Below are 19,822 nucleotides of genomic sequence, written 5' to 3' on the forward strand. Positions count from 1 at the left end.
GGCGACTCTGCTCTGAAGAGGAAAAAACGGCACCCGCCAGAGGCGGATGCCGGGGCGGGTGATTAACGGCGGGCATAGGCCGCGGCGTTACCTCCCGCCAGGATACCGAAGATGATGATATCAGCGACAGCGTTACCGCCGATACGGTTCGCGCCGTGGATACCGCCAACCACCTCGCCACAGGCCCAGGCACCGTTGATCACCTGTTTCTGACTGTCCAGCACGGCGGTCGTGGTGTCGATGGTAACGCCGCCCATGGTGTGATGCACCCCCGGTGCGATACGAATCGCATAGAACGGACCTTCACTCAGCGGGTGACGCAGCGCGGTCTGACGACCGAAATCTTCATCTTTCTGCATTCTGACAAAGTTGTTGTAACGGGCCAGCGTCGCTTCCAGCGTCTGAGACTCGCTCATGTTCAGTTTCACGGCCAGCTCCGCCACAGTCGGCGCGCTGATGACAAAGCCTTTGGCAATATATTCGTCCGCGGCCTTGTTGTTCATCCGTACCTGCTCATCGAACACGATCCAGGCACTTTTCTCTGGCAGGGCGATAATCTGAGCGGAAACTTTGTCGCGGGTCTCCATTTCGTTGTAGAAACGCTGACCGGCCTGACTGACCAGGATGGCGCCCCCGCCGCGAATGGACTCCGACACCAGATAAGAGGTGGTCTGTTCCACCGTCGGGTGGATCTGGATTTCGCCCATATCCACGGTTCCGGCACCAATTTTCTCCAGCATCGCGATGCCGCTGCCGGTCGCGCCTTTGTGGTTGGTGGTCACGAAGCCATCGAGTTCCGGACGGTATTTCACCACCAGCTCGCGGTTGGCGCTGAATCCGCCGGTGGCCACAATCACGCTTTTCGCGTTCAGGATGCGGCTGTCGTTGTACTCATCCACCACTTTGACACCGGTGACCGCGCCATTCTCATAGAGGATCTCTTCGACGGAGGTCTCCAGCAGCACTTCGATGTTGCGGCTATTGATATTTTTCACCAGGCCGCTGATCAGGAAGCCGCCGACCGCTGAGCGGTCCGCCGGGCGGTGTGTACGATCGATGCTCATCCCGCCGGTGATGGTGATGTCATTCAGCTCAATGCCATGTTCCGCCAGCCACTCAATCGCTTCCGGTGCCAGGTCAACAAACTCACGCAGCAGCACCGGATTGTTTTTAAACTGGCCCCCTTTCAGGGTCTCTTCATAGAACAACTCTTTGCTGTCCTCGATGCCTTTGAGTTTCTGGAAGCGGGTCTCTGCGGCGTTCATCCCCACAGAGGCTTTGATGGTGTTGCCGCCAATGGTCGGCATCTTCTCAATAATCACCACGCGCGCGCCCTGATCGTGCGCCTGAATCGCCGCTGCCAGACCGGCACCGCCGCTGCCCACAACCACCACGTCGAAGTTCTGCGGCGCGTCAGGGTTGCCGCCCTCTTCGATAACGTGTTCTTTGCTGGAGGTGGTCATGGCGCGTGAAACCGCTTTTTTCAGCGCCTCACTCTGCGTGGTGGCACCGGTAATCGCATCGACGTGTGGACTGTTGGCGACCAGGATGCGGTTACGCAGGCTTTCAAAGGTGGTGGTGAAGTCCACGTCCAGGGTGTCATCCGGCACCAGCGTGATGTCGGTGATACGGTCGGTATCCAGCGTCACATTGATTTTCAGCTTCAGCGCTTCGGCTTCCACTTTTTCCTGATAGACGCCCGCTTTATATTTGCGGCCCGATTCGCTCATGTCGCGGATCATCGCATCGACCAGTGAGAAGCGCCACAGCGGTTCCGGGATCTGCAGCGCTTCGCGTTTGTTGCTGTCGATATAGAGTTCGAGATGCTCGTTATTGAGAATGCGGTCGGCCCAGTTCGGATAGGCGATGCAGGCTTTACCAATCGCCACCAGATCGTAGCCTTTCTCCAGCGCCAGCTCCGCATCCGCTTTGTTCACCACGCCACCGACACCAATCACCGGCACTTTCGCCAGTTCAGGCGAACGCATCGCGATGTACTTCTCGATCAGCGGCGTAGGGTCCTGGATATCGACAATCGACGGACGCAGCAGCTGACCCACGGAGAAGTGCACGTAGTCCAGGCCACGCGCGGCCAGTTTCTCCAGCAGGTAGAGGGTGTCATCAAACCGGATGCCGGGCACTTCGATCTCTTCGGGTGAGAAACGGTAGCCGATGATGAAGGAGTTATGCGCGAAGCGTGCCGCCATCTTGTGGGTGATCTCCAGCACTTCCAGCGGGAAACGCGCGCGGTTATCTCGGCTGCCGCCCCATTTGTCATCACGCTGGTTGGAGTTCGGTGAATAGAACTGCTGGATGAGGTAGGTATTGGCACCGTGGATTTCCACACCGTCGAACCCCGCCTTGATGGCACGGTTCACGGCATCACCGAATTTGGTGATCATGGTCTCGACTTCCTCGGCGGTCAGCGCCAGCGGTTTGGTCGCCCCTTCACGCGGTGCGGCAATCGCACTGGGCGCAACCGGGGTTTTCCCGCCGATCAGTTCCGGCTCGACCATGCGGCCACCGTGATAGATCTGCAGGATTGCAGTAGAACCTTCAGATTTAATCGCGTCCGCAATGCGTTTCAGACCGGGAATCTTGTTATCGCTGTCGATGGCAATGGCACCCGGAAACGCCGGGCCACGGTTATCGATAAAACAGCACTCGACGATCACCGTACCGATGCTGCCTGCACGCGCGCGGTAGTATTCAACCAGCTCGCTGGTGACCGTACCGTCATAAAAACCGGTACAGGTGGTCATGGGTGCCATCACCAGCCGGTTTTTCAGCACGGCGCCGCCAGGGAGCGTCAGGGGATTCAGGATGGGAGTGAGAGTATTCATTGCGATAAACTCCAAGATTTAAAAGTCTGGAAATTTTTTAGCGGACGCAAATTATCGCCTAATTAAGTGGTCCGATGTCATGACGTTAATATACGCCTTTCTTTGCTTTCATAAGTAATAAATTTACTTTTTTAACTTTTAAACGATTTGGAAATTTAATTTGCTGATTTACCAGAGTAAAGTTATATTGATTGTTAACTAATGGAAACCGAAAAGCAACACATCGTTTACATAAAAAATAAAACAATCTCTATCAGAGAGTTAGATGAGACATCACGCCGCGCCGTCGCTGATAATCTGGCGACCTCCATCACAAAAAGGCCGAAACTCTGCGCACCGGAAAATAGAGAGAAAATAAATGTTAAAATCCGGGGATAATAACTAAATTTCTTTGATCCAGATCAAAATTCATATTTCAGAAAATCGCATCATATTTACATGGCGTTAAAATCAGTGCTCAACACACCGTCAGCAGATTATCCTAAATCCGTGCATCGCGGTTTATTCATACACTCAAGAATAAAAAAGAAAGTCATTCATGAAGGTCCGGGGCGCACATCGTATTCTTCTTAACTTGCAGATAAAACACTATGAAAACACTCTCAGCTGTAACCGAACCGCCAAAAGCCTCACCTGCGGCGGCGGCCAGAAAGAAAGCGCTTATGCTTGCCTTACCGGTGATTGTGGCCGTGCTGCTGTTACTGGTGCCCACCCCCGCCGGGCTCGAACCCTACGCCTGGCACTTCTTCGCCATCTTCGTCGGGGTCATCGTCGGTCTGATCTTCGAACCGCTGCCGGGTGCCGTGATTGGCCTGACCGGGGTCGTGGTCATCGCCCTCTTCAGTCAGTTCCTGCTTTTCAGTCCGGCAGAGCTGGCCAACCCGAAATTCAAAGCCGCCAGCGAATCCTTTAAGTGGGCGGTGAGCGGTTTCGGTAACTCCACCGTCTGGCTGATCTTCGGTGCCTTTATGTTCGCCGCCGGTTATGACAAAACGCAGTTCGGTCGTCGGCTGGCCCTGATTCTGGTGAAGTATCTGGGTCGTCGCAGCCTGACGCTGGGTTACGCCATTACCTTCGCTGACCTGCTGCTGGCGCCGTTTACGCCGTCGAATACCGCGCGCAGTGGCGGCACCATCTATCCGATTATTGCCAACCTGCCACCGCTGTATGGCTCTAAACCCAACGATCCGAGCGCCCGTAAAATCGGCTCTTACCTGATGTGGGTTGCGATTACCGCCGCCTGTATTACCAGCTCAATGTTCCTCTCTGCGCTGGCTCCTAACCTGCTGGCGCTGGCGCTGGTGAAAAGCATCATCGGTTTTGATATCTCATGGGGCATGTGGTTCCTGGCCTTCCTGCCGCTGGGCCTGCTGCTGATTCTGACCATGCCGCTGCTGGCCTACTGGTTCTATCCGCCTGAAGTCAAAATCAACGACGAAGTGCCAAAATGGGCTATCGCCGAACTGGAGAAACTGGGCCGTCTGACCCGCAATGAGATCCTGCTGCTGGTATTTGTGGTCTGTGCGCTGCTGATGTGGATTTTCGCCACCTCCTGGATTGAACCGGCGCTGGCAGCCCTGCTGGTTGTGGTGCTGATGCTGTGGACCGGCGTGCTGAACTGGAACGACATTACCAGTAACAAACCGGCCTGGAACACCTTCGCCTGGTTCGCCACCCTGGTGGCTCTGGCCGATGGTCTGGCCCGTGTAGGGTTCATCACCTGGTTAGGTAAAGAGGGGGGGATGCTGCTGCAGGGTTACGACCCGCAGGTGTCAGCCGTGGTTCTGCTGATCGCCTTCTTCCTGCTGCACTACCTGTTCGCCAGTACTACCGCGCACACCACCGCGCTGTTACCGGCCATGCTGACCATCGCCGCCTCTATCCCGGGCATTAACATGCCGGTCTTCTGCCTGATGTTATGTACCTCTCTGGGTGTGATGGGCATCATCACCCCTTACGGTACCGGCCCAAGTCCGATTTACTACGGCAGCGGCTATCTGCCGACCAAAGACTACTGGCGCCTGGGCACCATCTTCGGTGCCATCTTCCTGGTCTCTATGATGCTGATTGCCTATCCGTGGATGGTGTGGATGTTCTGACGGATACCAAATGCAGATCAACGCGTTATAAGATACCATTCCTGCACTTCCCCGTCGTACCCACGGCGGGGAAGCATAATAAACACTACATTCGCCTATGATGTTGCTCCCCCGCCGCCTGCACGCGAGGGTTCAGCCAGTCAGTAAGTGAGAAAAAATGTCGAACAAACCTTTTGTCTATCAGAACCCCTTTCCACTGTCCCACGACGAAACCGAATACTATCTGCTGAGTCGCGAGCATGTCTCTGTCGCTGAATTTGAGGGCCAGGAGATCCTGAAAGTCGCGCCTCGGGCCCTGACCTTACTCGCTCAGCAGGCGTTCCACGATGCCTCCTTCATGCTGCGTCCGGCCCACCAGCAGCAGGTTGCCTCTATCCTTAGCGACCCGGAAGCCAGCGACAATGACAGATATGTCGCCCTGCAGTTTCTGAGAAACTCCGAAATTGCCGCCCGAGGCGTGCTGCCGACCTGTCAGGATACCGGCACCGCGATCATCATGGGTAAAAAGGGTCAGCGCGTCTGGACCGGCGGCGGAGATGAAGCCGCACTGTCAGAGGGTATCTACAATACCTATATCGAAGAAAACCTGCGTTACTCGCAGAACGCTGCGCTGGATATGTACAAAGAGGTGAATACCGGCACCAACCTGCCTGCGCAGATTGATCTCTACAGCGTGGATGGCGATGAGTACAAGTTCCTCTGTGTCGCCAAGGGTGGCGGCTCCGCCAACAAAACCTATCTCTATCAGGAAACCAAAGCGCTGCTCAGCCCGGGCAAGCTGAAGAATTACCTGGTGGATAAGATGCGGACCCTCGGCACCGCCGCCTGCCCGCCTTACCATATCGCCTTTGTCATCGGCGGCACCTCGGCAGAGAGCACGCTGAAAACGGTTAAACTCGCCTCGACGCACTACTACGACGGGCTGCCCACCGAAGGCAACGAGCACGGTCAGGCTTTCCGCGACATTCAGCTGGAGCAGGAACTGCTGGAAGCGGCGCAGCAGCTCGGCCTGGGCGCGCAGTTTGGCGGTAAATATTTCGCCCACGACATCCGCGTGGTTCGGCTGCCGCGTCACGGCGCGTCCTGCCCGGTCGGAATGGGCGTCTCCTGCTCGGCTGACCGTAACATCAAAGCGAAGATCAACCGTGAAGGCATCTGGATTGAGAAGCTGGAATCCAATCCAGGCCGTCTGATCCCGGAAGCGCTGCGTCAGCAGGGTGAAGGCGAAGTGTTGCAGGTTAATCTTAATCGTCCGATGGAGGAGATTCTGGCGCAGCTCTCCGCCTATCCGGTCTCGACCCGTCTTTCCCTGACCGGCACCATCATCGTGGCGCGTGATATCGCCCATGCCAAACTCAAAGAGCGCATCGATAACGGCGAAGGCTTACCGCAGTACATCAAAGATCACCCGGTCTATTACGCCGGTCCGGCTAAGACGCCGGAAGGGTACGCCTCCGGTTCGCTCGGCCCGACCACCGCAGGACGTATGGACTCCTACGTTGATCTGCTGCAGGCCCACGGCGGCAGCAAGATCATGCTCGCCAAGGGTAACCGCAGCCAGCAGGTGACAGATGCCTGTCAGAAACATGGCGGCTTCTACCTGGGCAGCATCGGCGGTCCGGCCGCCGTCCTGGCACAGCAGAGCATCAAGAGCCTGGAGTGTGTGGAGTATCCTGAGCTGGGCATGGAAGCGATCTGGAAAATCGAGGTGGAGAACTTCCCTGCGTTTATCCTGGTCGATGACAAAGGCAATGACTTCTTCCAGCACATCGAGCGCGCGCACTGCGCCAGATGCGTCAAGTAACGCTGACGGCCAGACAGAAAAAAAGCCCCGGTTTCGGGGCTTTTTTATGGAAAGGCTCTGGCCGTTGAGCGGCAGCCAGACTCACGCCGTTCTGGCTTCTCTTTTAGCCGCGCTGCAACCGCTGCAACGCCGCTTCGATCTGCCTGTCGCCTTTCGTCAGTTCGATGATCTGATACGTAATCGCCGGGTGTTCAATTATCCCGACCAGCGTTGCCGCCACATCTTCACGCGGGATCTCACCATAGGGAATCGCCAGATCGGCATGAACCCGTCCCGTTCCGGCGTCATCGGTCAGCGTGCCGGGCCGCAGGATCACCCACGCCAGGCTGCTCGCCACCAGTGCTGCATCCGCCAGACGTTTAACACGCATGTAGTTTTCGAAACCCTCTGACGGGGTTTTGCCCCGCCCCGCATCCGGGAAAGCGGAAACCAGTATAAAACGCGGGACGCCCGCCTGCGTAGCGGCTGCTACGGCCAGCTTCAGCCCTTCACCGTCGATGGCATTGGTCAGCGCGATGCCCGCGCCGCCTGCACCCGCCGTAAAGACGGCAACATCGTGCCCGGCCATCATCGCGGCCAGCGCGGTGACGTCCAGCTGCTGAATATCGCCTGCCACCGGCTTCGCGCCCGCCGCCTGCAGCATTTCAGCCTGTTCCGGTTTACGATGCAGCGCCGTGACCACATGGTTACGACGGCTGAGCTGACGGGTGAGCTGTCGGCCAACTTTGCCCGCCGCGCCGATGATGAAACACGTTGCCATAGGTTCCTCCCTTTTCTGATCGCGTGCCTGAGTATAGCCTCTGCCGGAAGCAAAACAGGCGCCGGTGTCGGCGCCTGTGGGGGAATTATTCCGGGATCACTTTTTCCGCTTTCAGCTTGTCGAACAGCTGAGTAAAGGCGTCGAGCGTACTGCGATAGCCGGTAAAGCCCGCCTTACGGCTCTTGCTCATATCGGTGAAGGCTTCCATCGGACGCCCCAGGTCGGCGTCTGTGTGCCACCAGGAGACCAGCTTAGTGACGTCAGCCTCACGCAGCTGATGCTGTGCGGCAATCGCCTTCCACGCTGCGGGTGCCTCCTCCATCCGGTTTTCCAGCGGCATCATCTGCGCCGGAAGTGCGGCGGCCTCAAGACCGAAGTACTCCGCCAGTTTCGGCCACATCCAGTTCCAGCGGAACACGTCGCCATTCACGGCGTTGAAATCGTGATTGGCACCGTTAGGTGAGGTGGCCGCCCAGTGCAGCTGCTCAGCCAGCAGACCGGCATCGGTCATATCCACCACGCCGTTCCACTGCTCCGGTGAGCCAGGGAAGATAAAGGGCCAGCCCTTCTCTTTACACAGCGTCGCGTAGACCGCCAGCGTCTGCCCCATGTTCATCGCATTACCCACCGCATAGCCGATGATGGTGTGAGGACGATGCACGCTCCAGCGATAGTCATATTTCTCTGCACCGGCAAACAGCTCATCTTCCTGCGCGTAGTAGAAGTTATCGACCGGCTGACGGCCCTGCTCTTCACGGAACGGCGTCACCGGCACCGCGCCCTTTCCGTATGCTTCGAACGGCCCCAGGTAGTGTTTCAGCCCGGTCACCAGCGCAACGTGCGAACCTTTGAGTCGATCGCCCAGCGCGTCGATCACGTTGCGCACCATTCCGCCGTTGACGCGAATATTCTCTTTTTCCGTCTCCTGACGGGCCCAGACGCTGAAGAACAGCGCATCCGGTTTCTCCGATTTCAGGACCTCGCGCACGGCGTCGGCGTCCGTCAGATCCGCGGTCAGGCTGGTCACGCCCTCAGGCACCGCACCGCGTCCGCGGGACAGGCCGCTGACTTCCCAGCCCTCCTGCTGAAGTTTTTCTGCCAGTGCGCGACCGATAACGCCGCTGATGCCCACAATCAAAGCGTGCTTTTTCATTTGATTTCTCCTCGTTTTGCGTAATTCTAAGCCTAATAGAGAATTCAGTTCTTATCTCTGGCATTTATTCACAGCATTCTTAACCTGAGTTCATTAATCGATGCACGACCACCGCCTTAAGGATATTCTGCCGTTTGTTGCCAGCGTCGAATGTGGCAGCTTTACCGCCGCCGCTCAGCGCCTGCATGTGACCGGCTCGGCAATCAGTAAAAGCGTCAGCCGCCTGGAGACGCGCCTGAGCTCGAAGCTGCTGGAGCGCACTACCCGCAGCCTGAGCCTGACCGATGCGGGCAGCGCCTACTATCAGACCTGTCTGCGTATTCTGGAGGATCTGGCGGAAGCGGAAGCGGTGCTGGCGGCGCAGCGCACCATTCCATCCGGCCGATTGAAACTGGCCGTGCCGACGACCTATGGCCGCCTCAACGTCATGCCGCTGCTGGTACCCTTTTGCCAGCAGCATCCGGAACTGGCGATAAGCCTGAGCCTGTCGGACCGGTTTGTTGACCTGTTTGAAGAGGGTGTTGATGTGGCGGTACGGATCGGCGGCGCGCCGGATCTGCCTGCGTCGCTGGGCTGGCGTAACATGGGGCGTGAACAGATGCAGTTCTGTGCCTCCCCCGCCTATCTGGCCCGCAGCGGCCGCCCGCAGAGTGAGGCAGAATTATTAAAACATCCCGCCATCCTCTATGAGCGGGTGGATGGCAGCACCAAGCCCTGGCTGTTTACTACCGAGGATGGACAGCCGCACTGGCGCGAGATGCCTTACCGGCTGGCGCTGGGCGATGTGGATGCCCAGCTACAGGCGGTGCTGGCGGGGCTGGGGGTGGCGCAGATGCCCTCCTGGCTGATTCAGCGCGCCGTGGAGGCGGGCGATCTGGAGATCCTTCTGCCGCATCTGCAGCCTGATGGCCTGACCCTGAGCGTGGTGTGGCCACGCCGCAAACAGTTTCTGCCCAAAGTCGATGCGCTGCTGTCGGCACTGAACGAACTCGCTATTCGCTGAGACCCGCCCCCTCGCGCAGGGCGACCCTGCGCGTCCCGGTTAACCGACGCTGAGCGGAGAGTATCAGGCGATCGGCGCGCTACATGAGGCGGCGGCCAGGCCTCAGGGGGCGGTGATGACGATGGCGACGCGGCGGTTCTGCGCGCGCCCCTGTGCTGTGTTATTGCTGCTGACCGGCGCACTCATGCCCAGTCCACGGGTGACAATATTTCCAGGCGGTATCGCCGCACCTGCCGCCCACTGCGCGGCAACCGCGTCCGCACGTTTCAGCGACAGCTGCTGGTTGTAATCGGGTTTGCCGTAATTGTCGGTGTGCCCGTCGATACGGACATGCGTAATACCGGTCACGGCCAGGTTTTTCGCCATCCCCTGAATCGTCTGTTTACTGGCGGGCGTCAGTTCTGATTCATTGACCCCAAACAGGATTTTATCGGATAAGCCTAATCCCCAGCCTTCCATATTCTGGGTGAACCCGGCACTTCTCATTGCGGCGATTTGCGCCTCGCTGAAACGTTCTTTCGACTGACAGCCCGCCAGCGTCAGGGCAAGCAACAGCAGGGAAAGGTTTTTCTTCATATTTACGCCCTATTTTTCCGCTTGTTTTTGTACATATCCCTGTCGGCACGCTCAAGAATCGACGCCACCGTTTCACCCGGTTGTGACCAGGCGTAGCCAATGGTCACCGAGGTCGTCATCGGCATGCCTTCGATAATCAGAATCTTTTGCTGAGTGACGTCATGAATGCGCTGCATCAGCGCCTGCAGTTCCGCTTCGCCTGTCCGGCTGCAGACCAGCATGGCAAATTCGTCCCCGCCTAATCGCGCAACCAGATCCGGCTCTGCGGCCAGCGACTGGAGCCGCGATCCGGTCGCTTTTAAAACCTCATCCCCGGCGGCATGGCCCCAGTTGTCGTTAATGCTTTTAAAGCGATCGCCATCCAGAAACAGCAGCGCGAAGCGCGCACGATCCGGCGACGCAAGGAGCTGGGTCAGGCGCGCGGTGAAGGCGCTGCGATTGGCGAGCCCGGTCAGCGGATCGGTCAGCGCCTGCGCAGCCAGCGACCGGTTGTCACGGATCAGCGAAGCCTTGAGCGATTGCATCTCCCTCAGCAGCGAATTGAGGTCGTCTGAAAAGAGCTGAAACTCCCTGATCGGGCCGCCCGGAATGCGCCATGAGAAATCGCCGGAGTTAATCACATAGTGAATCGAGCTGGTGATGGTTCGCAGAGTCGCGATCATCCCCCGATGCAGAAACTCACTCAGCAGCAGCGAGATGATCAGCACGCAGAGCATCCCGATGGAGAGGATCATAAAGGAGTACTGTATGAAACTCTTCGCACCGGTGACGGTGCCTTCCAGCGTCAGGGTGCCCACGGCAACGTCAGCATGAATAATGTCAACGTTAAGCGGCTGGCGATAAATCCAGTCGCGCAGCAGCCGCGAATACCAGCCCGCCTCTTCCTGCTGTGCCTGCCACCGGGCCAGCACGGTATGATCCCGGGTGACCAGCGTCGCAGAAGCATAGAGGCCCTCATTCCCAAAGCGTTCTATTTTACTGCGCGCATCGTAGCTGTCGGCAAAAACGGTGGCCGCCGTTAAAGTGGTGCTTAAGGTTGAGCCGATCAGCTCGAGATTACACTTCTCGTAATTCTTAATAAAAAAGAGCGACGTTGATGAGAGCAGCAGCCAGCAGAGCAGTAATATTACCGCTGAATTGATGGTGCTTATTTTCCGCAGTTTATTGCGGATAGATGATTTATCGTGCCGGGATTCATCGAATTTCATCTTATTTTTTTCCCTCGCGGGAGAGCAGAAGAACATCCGGACTCACTCTGACCCCGCTGCGGGCCAGAGAGTCGAGATTAACGGCAAAGTGCGTATGGTCTGGCTGAAAGATCAGACAGAAAGCGGCGCCCAGCGTGCATTCCGCATTATTCTCGGCAAGGGTTAACACCCCTCGCCCCGTTAACTGCGCAATAAGCTCCACCTGCTGTTGCGGCGTCTCATCGCCGAAATAGAGGGCGTCGCATCGGTGCCTGGCAACATCACCGGCCGCCGCAAGATAAACGGTGGTAAATCCCGCGGGTGCAGAGCGGCTGTTTTCCGGCAATGAGAGATGGCGTGCCGACGGAAAAACACATAATTCTGGCGGATGCGTTAAACCGTTCCAGTGCGTGAAACTGATTATGCCGCTGACGATACGATTCGCCTGGTCATCTTTTAGTCCGGCGCGGGCCGCAGGCGGATGAAAGGCGAGCAGAATAAGGAGCGTAACGAAGATCTGGCAGATGCGGCGTAGCAGAAGCGGCAGTCCGGCTTCAGGATGAATTACATAGTTATCGGTCATACTGCATTCCAGTAATACTACGCACGGCAGAAACGCTGAATAAGCGCGAAAATATTACCATAGTGACAGTTACCCGTGCACACAGAATTTTCTTAGCAATCAGTTACCCTGCTTATACTTTCAGGCTGTTTTTATCACGGTATAAACAGGGATTTGCATTGCTTTCAGCGCGAGCGCCTGCGTCGTGCTGCCCTACTTCACAGGCGGTGTCGGGGCGGTCGGCTGCTGTTCAGAAAGGACGTAACACGGGTAAAAGGAGACTGCCGGATAAGTGATGGGACCGACGCATCGCGGTCCCCGCCGCCACCCCCTGCAGTCGGCTATCCCTAGACGTAGCCCATCATTTTCAGCAGCGACTGCACCTGATTCATCGCTTCGCTGCGATGGGTGACCCCCAGCTTCTGATAGAGGTTACGGATATGGGTTTTAATCGTGGTCGAGGCCACCGCCAGCTCACCGGCGATCTGATCGTTACTGTAGCCCGAATAGATCAGCCCCAGCACCTGCCACTCACGCTGCGTCAGCGGACTGGTGCGGATCAGCTCCGGCACGTCAGGATGGTTGAGTAACCGGCTGACAAAGCCCTCATCGAAATGGGCAAACTTGTGGCGGTGATATTTGTTGATCTCCAGCAGAATGCGTCGCGCGCGATGGCTGTCCAGTTCGTTCAGGGTATTAAGCTGAATCAGCTGCCGCAGCTGCTGCGCCATCATCTCCCCTTCGATGACGAAATGGCTGATAAAGCCCGTGCTGCGCGCCAGCTTCAGCGCCTCAATCAGGACACGCTGCGCCTCCGCCTTACGATCGGTCTGCCAGTAGATCTGATTCAGCAGCAGCAGATTGCGGTTCATATCGCTCATCAGGCGCAGCGCGCGGGCGTTCTCATTCAGCTCCTCCAGCACCACCTCCGCCTGACTGACGTCACCCAGCAGGATCTGGGCGCGGGCGATGTTACGCCACTGGCCCTGCAGGAAGTGGTTGTTGGCAAAGGCCGGTTTAGGCGTCTGGCGCATCCAGTCACGGGCATTCTGGCTGTCGCCGGTCATCTGCCAGTAGATCACCCGCACTTTATCCGCGTTGGCGATCCAGTCGCTGTGCCAGTTGCCATTGTTCAGCAGGTTCTCCAACCGGTTCAGGTAGCTGCGGGCGTTATCCAGATTGCCGCGCGCCAGCGAACACTGCACCAGTAGCCCCAGACACTGGATCTGCTGCTGCGGCTGGAAACCGTTCAGGACTTTAATCCCTTCGCGCGCCGCCTGCTCCGCCTCCTCCAGTCGCCCCCACGCCCACAGCAGCTGCGCGCGGATACGCAGCAGAAACTCATGCAGCGGAAACTGCCCCAGATGCTGCTCGTCGACCAGCACAAAGGCACGGCTCTGGATCTCATAGGCGGCCTGCAGGAAGCCCTGAGCAAACAGGATCTCGCTCTGCTGGATCAGGCTCCAGAGCGCGTAGTGCCAGACTTCATCGCGCCGTGCCATCTGTTCGGTCTGGCGCATCAGCTTCAGGGAATCATCCAGCTCGCCTTTACAGTGCATCACTTCACCGTGTACCGAGGTCGCCACGATGCGACTGTAGTGACGGCTGGCGGGCAGCGTATCGAGCGCCACTTTCGCCAGCCGCTCGGCCTCTTCCGTATTGCCGTCGTTGATCGCCACCTGGGCGCGCAACGCATTGAACTCACCGCGCAGGGCCGCATCAATTTCGCAGCGGCTCGCCTGTTCAAACCGCGCCAGCAGGCTGTCGACTTCAGAGAAGCGATGCTGACTCTGCATCAGCCACGCCTGCAACAGCACCAGCATCGGGTTCTCCAGCAGCATCTCCCACGGCAGGGCTTTCAGGGAGTTCTCCAGCAGCGGCAGTTCGCTCTGATTAAACAGCGTCCAGGCGTGTTTCAGCAGGACATCCCGCAGCATTGTGGCATCGCCGGAGGCGAGCGCATGGTGAATCGCCTCGCCCGGAAAGCCCTGCGCCATCCAGCTCTCGGCGGCGGCACGATGCAGCGCGGGCAGCTCCGCCGTCAGCTCCCACTGACAGCGCTGACGCAGGAAATTGCCAAACAGCGGATGGTAGCTGAACCAGCAGCCGGAATCGTCCATGCGCTGCAGAAACAGCCCCTGACGTTCAATCTCCTCCAGCCGCATCTGCCCGTTCTCTTCGCCGGTGACGCAGGCGATCAGCTCATCATTCATCGAGCGCAGCAGGGCAGTTTTCAGTAAGAAATGGCGGGTGGGCAGATCCACATTATCCAGCACCTCCTCCACCAGATAATCGGCCAGGTGGCTGGCGTTGATGCCGGAGAGACGCCGGGCGGAGTGCTGGGCCGAACAGGCCCCCTGCCGGGCCGACAGCACGATCAGTTGCAGCGCCGTAGCCCAGCCCGCCACATCATCGCACAACCGGCCGCTCTCTTCGCTTTCCAGCGGAGCCGCCAGGCGGCAGTCAAAAAACTGCTGCGCCTCCTGATGGGTAAAGGCCAGCTGCTGGCTGCCCAGCTCGATCAACTGCTCACGCACGCGCAGGTTGGCAATCCCCAGCTGCGGCAGATTACGCGACATCAGGATCAGGGTCAGATTGTCGGGCTGATGGCGCAGGAAGAAGCGCATCGCATCATGAATAACCGGATTGGTGATCAGATGATAATCATCCACAATCAGCCACAGCGGCTGCTGCCACTCCACCAGCTCGATAAACAGTTGCGAAAACAGGGCGTTAAGATTGACGTACTGGCGCTTCTGCGCCAGCAGTTCACTGCGCGGACAGCCGCCGTGAGTGGCCTGCTGCAGCGCAGCGATCAGGTAGTCGGCAAAGCGCTCCGGCTGATTGTCGCCCTCATCTAAAGAAACCCAGCCCAGATCGCGTTTCCCCGCCGCCCACTGTGACACCAGTGTGGTCTTGCCGTAGCCTGCCGGGCTGGTGACCAATACCAGCCGGTAGTTGCCGGCCGCGGTGAGTTTTTGCAGCAGTCTCTCACGGATCACGGTGCCTTCAAGACGCACCGGACGGCTGAGTTTGGCGGGTATTAACATGGGCGCGCGTTTCTCCATTTGTCGAGCGCATCATTATTTTACGCTTCGTAATTATTCCTTACACAGGTTCAGCATTTCGTCCGATGAATGCAAGCAAACCCATTATTTAAACTTTACAAAAGCGCCCCTTATCACACTCCTTAAACGATTTAGGAAAAGCCTCATCCTCTCCACCCTCCCCATCCTCCTGCGCTTATTCTCTGCAGGAGGAGGCCCCCCCTTTTTCAGCCGGGCAAACTGTCACCACACTGACCCATTTTTCGTTATAAAGGACGTCTGCGATGACACAGCCCGATTTTAATCCCACTCAGTTTCATGCTGCTCTGACCCGCCAGTGGCAGCGTTTTGGCCTGCGCGATGCGCAGGCGATGACCCCGGCACAGTGGTGGCAGGCCCTGAGCGGTGCGCTCGCCGATATGCTGGCGGCTCAGCCCGTCCAGACCGCCACGACCCCGCTGCGCCATGTGAACTACCTGTCGATGGAGTTTTTGATCGGTCGCCTGACCGGCAACAACCTGCTGAATCTGGGCTGGTATGACGCAGTGAATGAGGCGCTTTCGGCCTGGCATATTTCACTGAGCGACGTGCTGGAAAATGAGACTGACCCGGCGCTGGGCAACGGCGGTCTGGGCCGGCTGGCCGCCTGCTTTCTCGATTCGATGGCGAATGTGGGCCAGCCCGCGACAGGCTACGGCCTGAACTATCAGTACGGGCTGTTTCGTCAGCACTTTGAGGCGGGCGCGCAGATTGAAGAGCCGGATGACTGGCAGCGCGATCGCTATCCCTGGTTCAACCACAACGCCGCGCTGAATGTGCGGGTCGGACTCGGCGGCAAAGTCGTGACCCACGCGGGACAGACTCACTGGCAACCGGCGTTTGAGCTGGTGGGCGAAGCCTGGGATCTGCCGGTGGTCGGCTATCAGAATGGCCTCAGTCAGCCTCTGCGCCTGTGGCAGGCGAAACATGCGCAGCCTTTTAACCTCGGCCGCTTCAACGACGGTGACTTTCTGCGGGCGGAGCAACAGGGCATCGATGCCGAAAAACTGACCAAAGTGCTCTACCCCAATGACCACCATCAGAACGGGAAGAAACTGCGTCTGATGCAGCAATATTTTCAGTGCGCCTGTGCGCTGGCTGACATCCTGCGCCGCCACCATCAGGCCGGACGCAGCATCGAATCTCTGGCCGATCACGAAGTGATCCAGCTGAATGATACCCATCCGACGCTGGCCATTCCGGAGCTGATGCGCCTGCTGCTGGATGAGCATCAGCTGAGCTGGGATCGCGCATGGCAGATCACGCAGCGGACCTTTGCCTACACCAACCATACGCTGATGCCTGAAGCGCTGGAGTGCTGGGATGTGCGGCTGGTGCGCAGCCTGCTGCCGCGCCATATGATGATTATAAATACCCTCAATGCGCAGCTGAAAACCACCGTGATGGCGCGCTGGCCGGATGATGAGGCGAAATGGGCGAAGCTGGCGCTGGTCCACAATAACCAGCTGCGGATGGCGAACCTCTGCGTCACCAGCGGCTTCGCGGTTAACGGTGTGGCGGCGCTCCATTCAAAACTGGTGGTGCAGGATCTCTTCCCGGAATATCACCAGCTGTGGCCGGAGAAATTCCATAACGTGACCAACGGCATCACCCCGCGCCGCTGGATCAATCAGTGTAACCCGGCGCTGAGTGCGCTGATCACCCGCACGCTGCAACAGCCCTGGCTTAACGATCTGACGGCGCTGCAGGGACTGGAAGCCTTTGCGGACGACGCCGCCTTCCGCGCTGAATACCGCGCCATCAAGCAGCAGAATAAGGCGGCGCTGGTGGAGTGGGTTAAGCAGCGCACCGGCATCGCGATCGACCCTGCCGCGCTGTTTGATGTCCAGATCAAACGCCTGCATGAGTACAAACGTCAGCATCTGAGCCTGCTGCACATCATTGCGCTCTGGCAGACGCTGGTAACCGATCCGCAGGCAAATCGCGCGCCGCGCGTGGTGCTGTTTGGGGCCAAAGCCGCGCCGGGCTATGCGCTGGCGAAAAATATCATCTATGCCATCAACAAAGTGGCAGAGGTGATCAATCAGGACCCGCGCACTGGCGACCGCTTAAAAGTGGTGTTCATTCCCGACTACAACGTCTCCGTCGCTGAACGGCTGATTCCGGCCGCCGATCTCTCCGAGCAGATCTCCACCGCCGGGAAAGAGGCCTCCGGCACCGGCAATATGAAGCTGGCGCTGAACGGTGCGCTGACCATCGGCACACTTGACGGCGCGAACGTCGAAATCGCGGAGCAGGTGGGCAGTGAAAACATCTTTATCTTCGGCCATACCGTGGAGCAGGTGGTGGCGCTGAAAGAGAGCGGCTACGACCCTACGCTGTGGCGCAGCAAAGATCCGCAGCTTGATCAGGTGCTGCAGGCGCTGGAAGATGGCACCTTCAGCCAGGGCGATCGCGGTGCTTTTGACGCGATGCTGCACAGTCTCGGCCCGGAGGGTGGCGACCCCTATCTGGTGCTGGCCGACTTCCAGCCCTATCTGGCCGCCCAGGCGCAGGCTGAGGCGCTGTGGAGCGATCCGGACGCCTGGACGCGAGCCGCTATCCTCAATACCGCCCGCTGTGGCATGTTCAGCTCCGATCGCGCCATCCGCGATTATCAGCAGCGCATCTGGCAAGCGAAACGCTAAGGAACGCCATGAAAACAGATTCCATGCTGGATGCGTTCTCCAGGGCGGGCATCGCCGCAGAGTATATTAATGCGCACGGCAAGCCGCAGGCGATCCCGGCCCAGACCCGTCAGCGCCTGCTGGCGGTGATGCAGCCGCCGGGCCAGCCCGGCACGCCGCTGCCGCCGGCGGTGATTTTTCGCCGCGACGACCCGCTGCGCCTGTCGCCGCAGTTACAGGGGGATGCCCACTGGCATCTCACCAGCGAAGCGGGCGGGATCAGTTCCGGGCGCTGCCAGCCCGGCCAGCCGCTGCATTTGCCGCCGCTGCCCGAAGGTTATCATCAGCTGACGCTGCAGCAGGATGCACAGCAGTGGTCGTGCCGGATCATCATCGCCCCGACCCGCTGCTATGAGCCACCCGCGCTGCAAGCGGGCGACTCACTGTGGGGCGCCTGCGTCCAGCTCTACACCCTGCGTTCGGCGGAGAACTGGGGCATCGGTGACTTTGGCGATCTGCGCCGGATGCTGCCGGAGGTCGTCGCGCGGGGCGGGGCCTTTATCGGCCTGAATCCGATCCATGCGCTGTTCCCCTCCAGCCCGGAGAGTGCCAGTCCTTACAGCCCCTCGTCCCGCCGCTGGCTTAACGTTCTCTATATTGATGTGAACGCCGTGACAGACTTCCGGCAGAGCCCCGCCGCGCAGGCCTGGTGGGCGCAGACGGAGACGCAGCAGGCGCTGGCAGAGGCACGCGCGGCGGCGTGGGTCGATCATGCCGCAGTCACCCGGCTGAAGCTGGCGGCGCTGCGCCTGGCGTGGCCGCACTTCACCGGGCGCGCCGTGAGCGACCCCGACGTAGAGGCGTTTAATGCGTTTATCCGCGAGGGCGGCGAAAGCCTGCAGCATCAGGCGCTGTTTGATGCGCTGCACGCCGACCAGATGGCGCAGGACAGCCAGCGCTGGGGCTGGCCAGCCTGGCCGAAAGAGATGCAGCACCCCGGCAGTCCGGCGGTGCAGCGCTTCCTGCGGGTGAATGAGGATCAGGTTCGCTTCTGGCTCTGGCTGCAGTGGCTGGCCGCACAGCAGTTCGCGGCGTGCTGGCAGGATTGCCAGCAGCAGCAGATGACGCCGGGACTCTATCGCGATCTGGCCGTCGGCGTCGCACGCGGCGGTGCAGAAACCTGGAGCGAACGCGATCTCTACTGCCTGGACGCCAGCATCGGCGCACCGCCCGATATTCTCGGCCCGCGCGGCCAGGACTGGGGATTGCCGCCGATGGATCCGCAGGTGATGCGCCAGCGCGCCTGGGAGCCGTGGATCGCCCTGCTGCGCGCCAACATGCGTCACTGCGGCGCGCTGCGCATCGATCATGTGATGGCGCTGATGCGGTTGTGGTGGATCCCGGCCGGGGAAAGCGCAATGCACGGCGCCTACGTAAACTATCCCCTCGACGACCTGCTGGCGATTCTGGCGCTGGAAAGTCAGCGTCATCGCTGTATGGTGATTGGCGAAGACCTCGGCACCGTGCCGGAGGCGATTGTCGATAAGCTGCGGGATGGCGGGGTTTACTCCTACAAAGTGCTCTGGTTTGAACAGTGCAGCGACGATGGCTTCCGCGCGCCCGCGAGCTGGCCGCGACAGGCGATGGCCGTCGCCACCACGCACGATCTGCCGACCCTGCGCGGCTGGTGGCAGAGTGATGACCTGACCACTGGCGCTCAGCTCGGGCTCTATCCGGATAAAGGGGTGCTGGCCGGGCTGTATGAGGATCGTCTGCGGGCAAAACAGGCGCTGCTGAACAGCCTGCATCGGGTCGGTGCGCTGCCGAAACGGGCCGGACGCGAGGCGCGCCGCACCGGGATGAGCAAGGCGCTGAACCGGGCGATGCAGCGTTATCTGGCTGACAGTCACAGCGCCCTGCTGGGGCTGCAGCCGGAAGACTGGCTGGATATGGCCGCGCCGGTCAACATCCCCGGCACCAGCGACGAATATCCCAACTGGCGGCGGAAACTGAGCGTGACGATTGAGGAGATGTTCAGCGATCCCAAAACCCATTCGCTGTTGCGGGATCTGACGGCGAGGCGGAAGCGGTCGGTGCAACGCTGAAGTAAATAAGGAGGGCG

General features: G+C 59.2%; 12 protein-coding genes. 5 read left to right on the forward strand and 7 right to left on the reverse strand.

The window, feature by feature from the left end; genetic code table 11:
* Positions 1-62: 62 nt before the first annotated feature.
* Positions 63-2,843, reverse strand: a complete 2,781-nt coding sequence (locus J1C59_RS20705; protein ID WP_128084861.1) for a flavocytochrome c — start codon at positions 2,841-2,843, stop codon at positions 63-65.
* 590 nt (positions 2,844-3,433) lie between these two features.
* Between J1C59_RS20705 and J1C59_RS20710 the strand changes: the two genes are divergently transcribed.
* Together J1C59_RS20710 and fumA are read left to right on the forward strand one after the other, a co-directional pair.
* Complete coding sequence (locus J1C59_RS20710; protein ID WP_128084860.1) at positions 3,434-4,942, forward strand: DASS family sodium-coupled anion symporter; 1,509 nt, start codon at positions 3,434-3,436, stop codon at positions 4,940-4,942.
* Positions 4,943-5,099: 157 nt separating this feature from the next.
* Positions 5,100-6,746: a class I fumarate hydratase FumA gene (fumA, locus tag J1C59_RS20715; RefSeq protein ID WP_128084859.1), complete on the forward strand. Its 1,647-nt coding sequence runs from the start codon at positions 5,100-5,102 to the stop codon at positions 6,744-6,746.
* Between the two features lie 103 nt (positions 6,747-6,849).
* Here the strand turns inward: fumA and J1C59_RS20720 are convergent, their stop codons facing one another.
* Positions 6,850-7,506, reverse strand: coding sequence for an SDR family oxidoreductase (locus tag J1C59_RS20720; protein ID WP_128084858.1), 657 nt, complete (start codon positions 7,504-7,506; stop codon positions 6,850-6,852).
* Positions 7,507-7,591: 85 nt separating this feature from the next.
* Positions 7,592-8,659, reverse strand: coding sequence for an SDR family oxidoreductase (locus tag J1C59_RS20725; protein WP_128084857.1), 1,068 nt, complete (start codon positions 8,657-8,659; stop codon positions 7,592-7,594).
* A 100-nt stretch (positions 8,660-8,759) separates the two neighbouring features.
* On the opposite strand from J1C59_RS20725, the gene J1C59_RS20730 reads away from it, so the two are divergent.
* Complete coding sequence (locus J1C59_RS20730) at positions 8,760-9,662, forward strand: LysR family transcriptional regulator (protein WP_128084856.1); 903 nt, start codon at positions 8,760-8,762, stop codon at positions 9,660-9,662.
* Positions 9,663-9,764: 102 nt separating this feature from the next.
* Here the strand turns inward: J1C59_RS20730 and yfiB are convergent, their stop codons facing one another.
* The 4 genes from yfiB to malT form a co-directional block, all read right to left on the reverse strand.
* Positions 9,765-10,238, reverse strand: a complete 474-nt coding sequence (yfiB, locus tag J1C59_RS20735) for an outer membrane lipoprotein YfiB (RefSeq protein ID WP_140916898.1) — start codon at positions 10,236-10,238, stop codon at positions 9,765-9,767.
* Positions 10,239-10,240: 2 nt separating this feature from the next.
* Positions 10,241-11,446 (reverse strand): diguanylate cyclase DgcN/YfiN, encoded by a 1,206-nt coding sequence (gene dgcN / locus J1C59_RS20740; protein ID WP_128084855.1) that lies wholly within the window; start codon positions 11,444-11,446, stop codon positions 10,241-10,243.
* A gap of 1 nt (position 11,447) precedes the next feature.
* A complete protein-coding gene (yfiR, locus tag J1C59_RS20745; RefSeq protein WP_128084854.1) occupies positions 11,448-12,008 on the reverse strand; it encodes a regulatory sequestration protein YfiR in 561 nt (186 codons plus the stop codon).
* A 326-nt stretch (positions 12,009-12,334) separates the two neighbouring features.
* Positions 12,335-15,037, reverse strand: coding sequence for an HTH-type transcriptional regulator MalT (gene malT, locus J1C59_RS20750; RefSeq protein ID WP_140916899.1), 2,703 nt, complete (start codon positions 15,035-15,037; stop codon positions 12,335-12,337).
* Positions 15,038-15,318: 281 nt separating this feature from the next.
* On the opposite strand from malT, the gene malP reads away from it, so the two are divergent.
* Together malP and malQ are read left to right on the forward strand one after the other, a co-directional pair.
* A complete protein-coding gene (malP, locus tag J1C59_RS20755; protein WP_128084853.1) occupies positions 15,319-17,721 on the forward strand; it encodes a maltodextrin phosphorylase in 2,403 nt (800 codons plus the stop codon).
* Between the two features lie 8 nt (positions 17,722-17,729).
* The gene (gene malQ / locus J1C59_RS20760; protein ID WP_140916900.1) at positions 17,730-19,805 is read left to right on the forward strand and encodes a 4-alpha-glucanotransferase; all 2,076 of its coding nucleotides are present in this window, start codon (positions 17,730-17,732) and stop codon (positions 19,803-19,805) included.
* Positions 19,806-19,822: the final 17 nt, after the last annotated feature.

Source organism: Pantoea deleyi, from assembly GCF_022647325.1.
Classification (GTDB): Bacteria; Pseudomonadota; Gammaproteobacteria; order Enterobacterales; family Enterobacteriaceae; genus Pantoea; species Pantoea deleyi.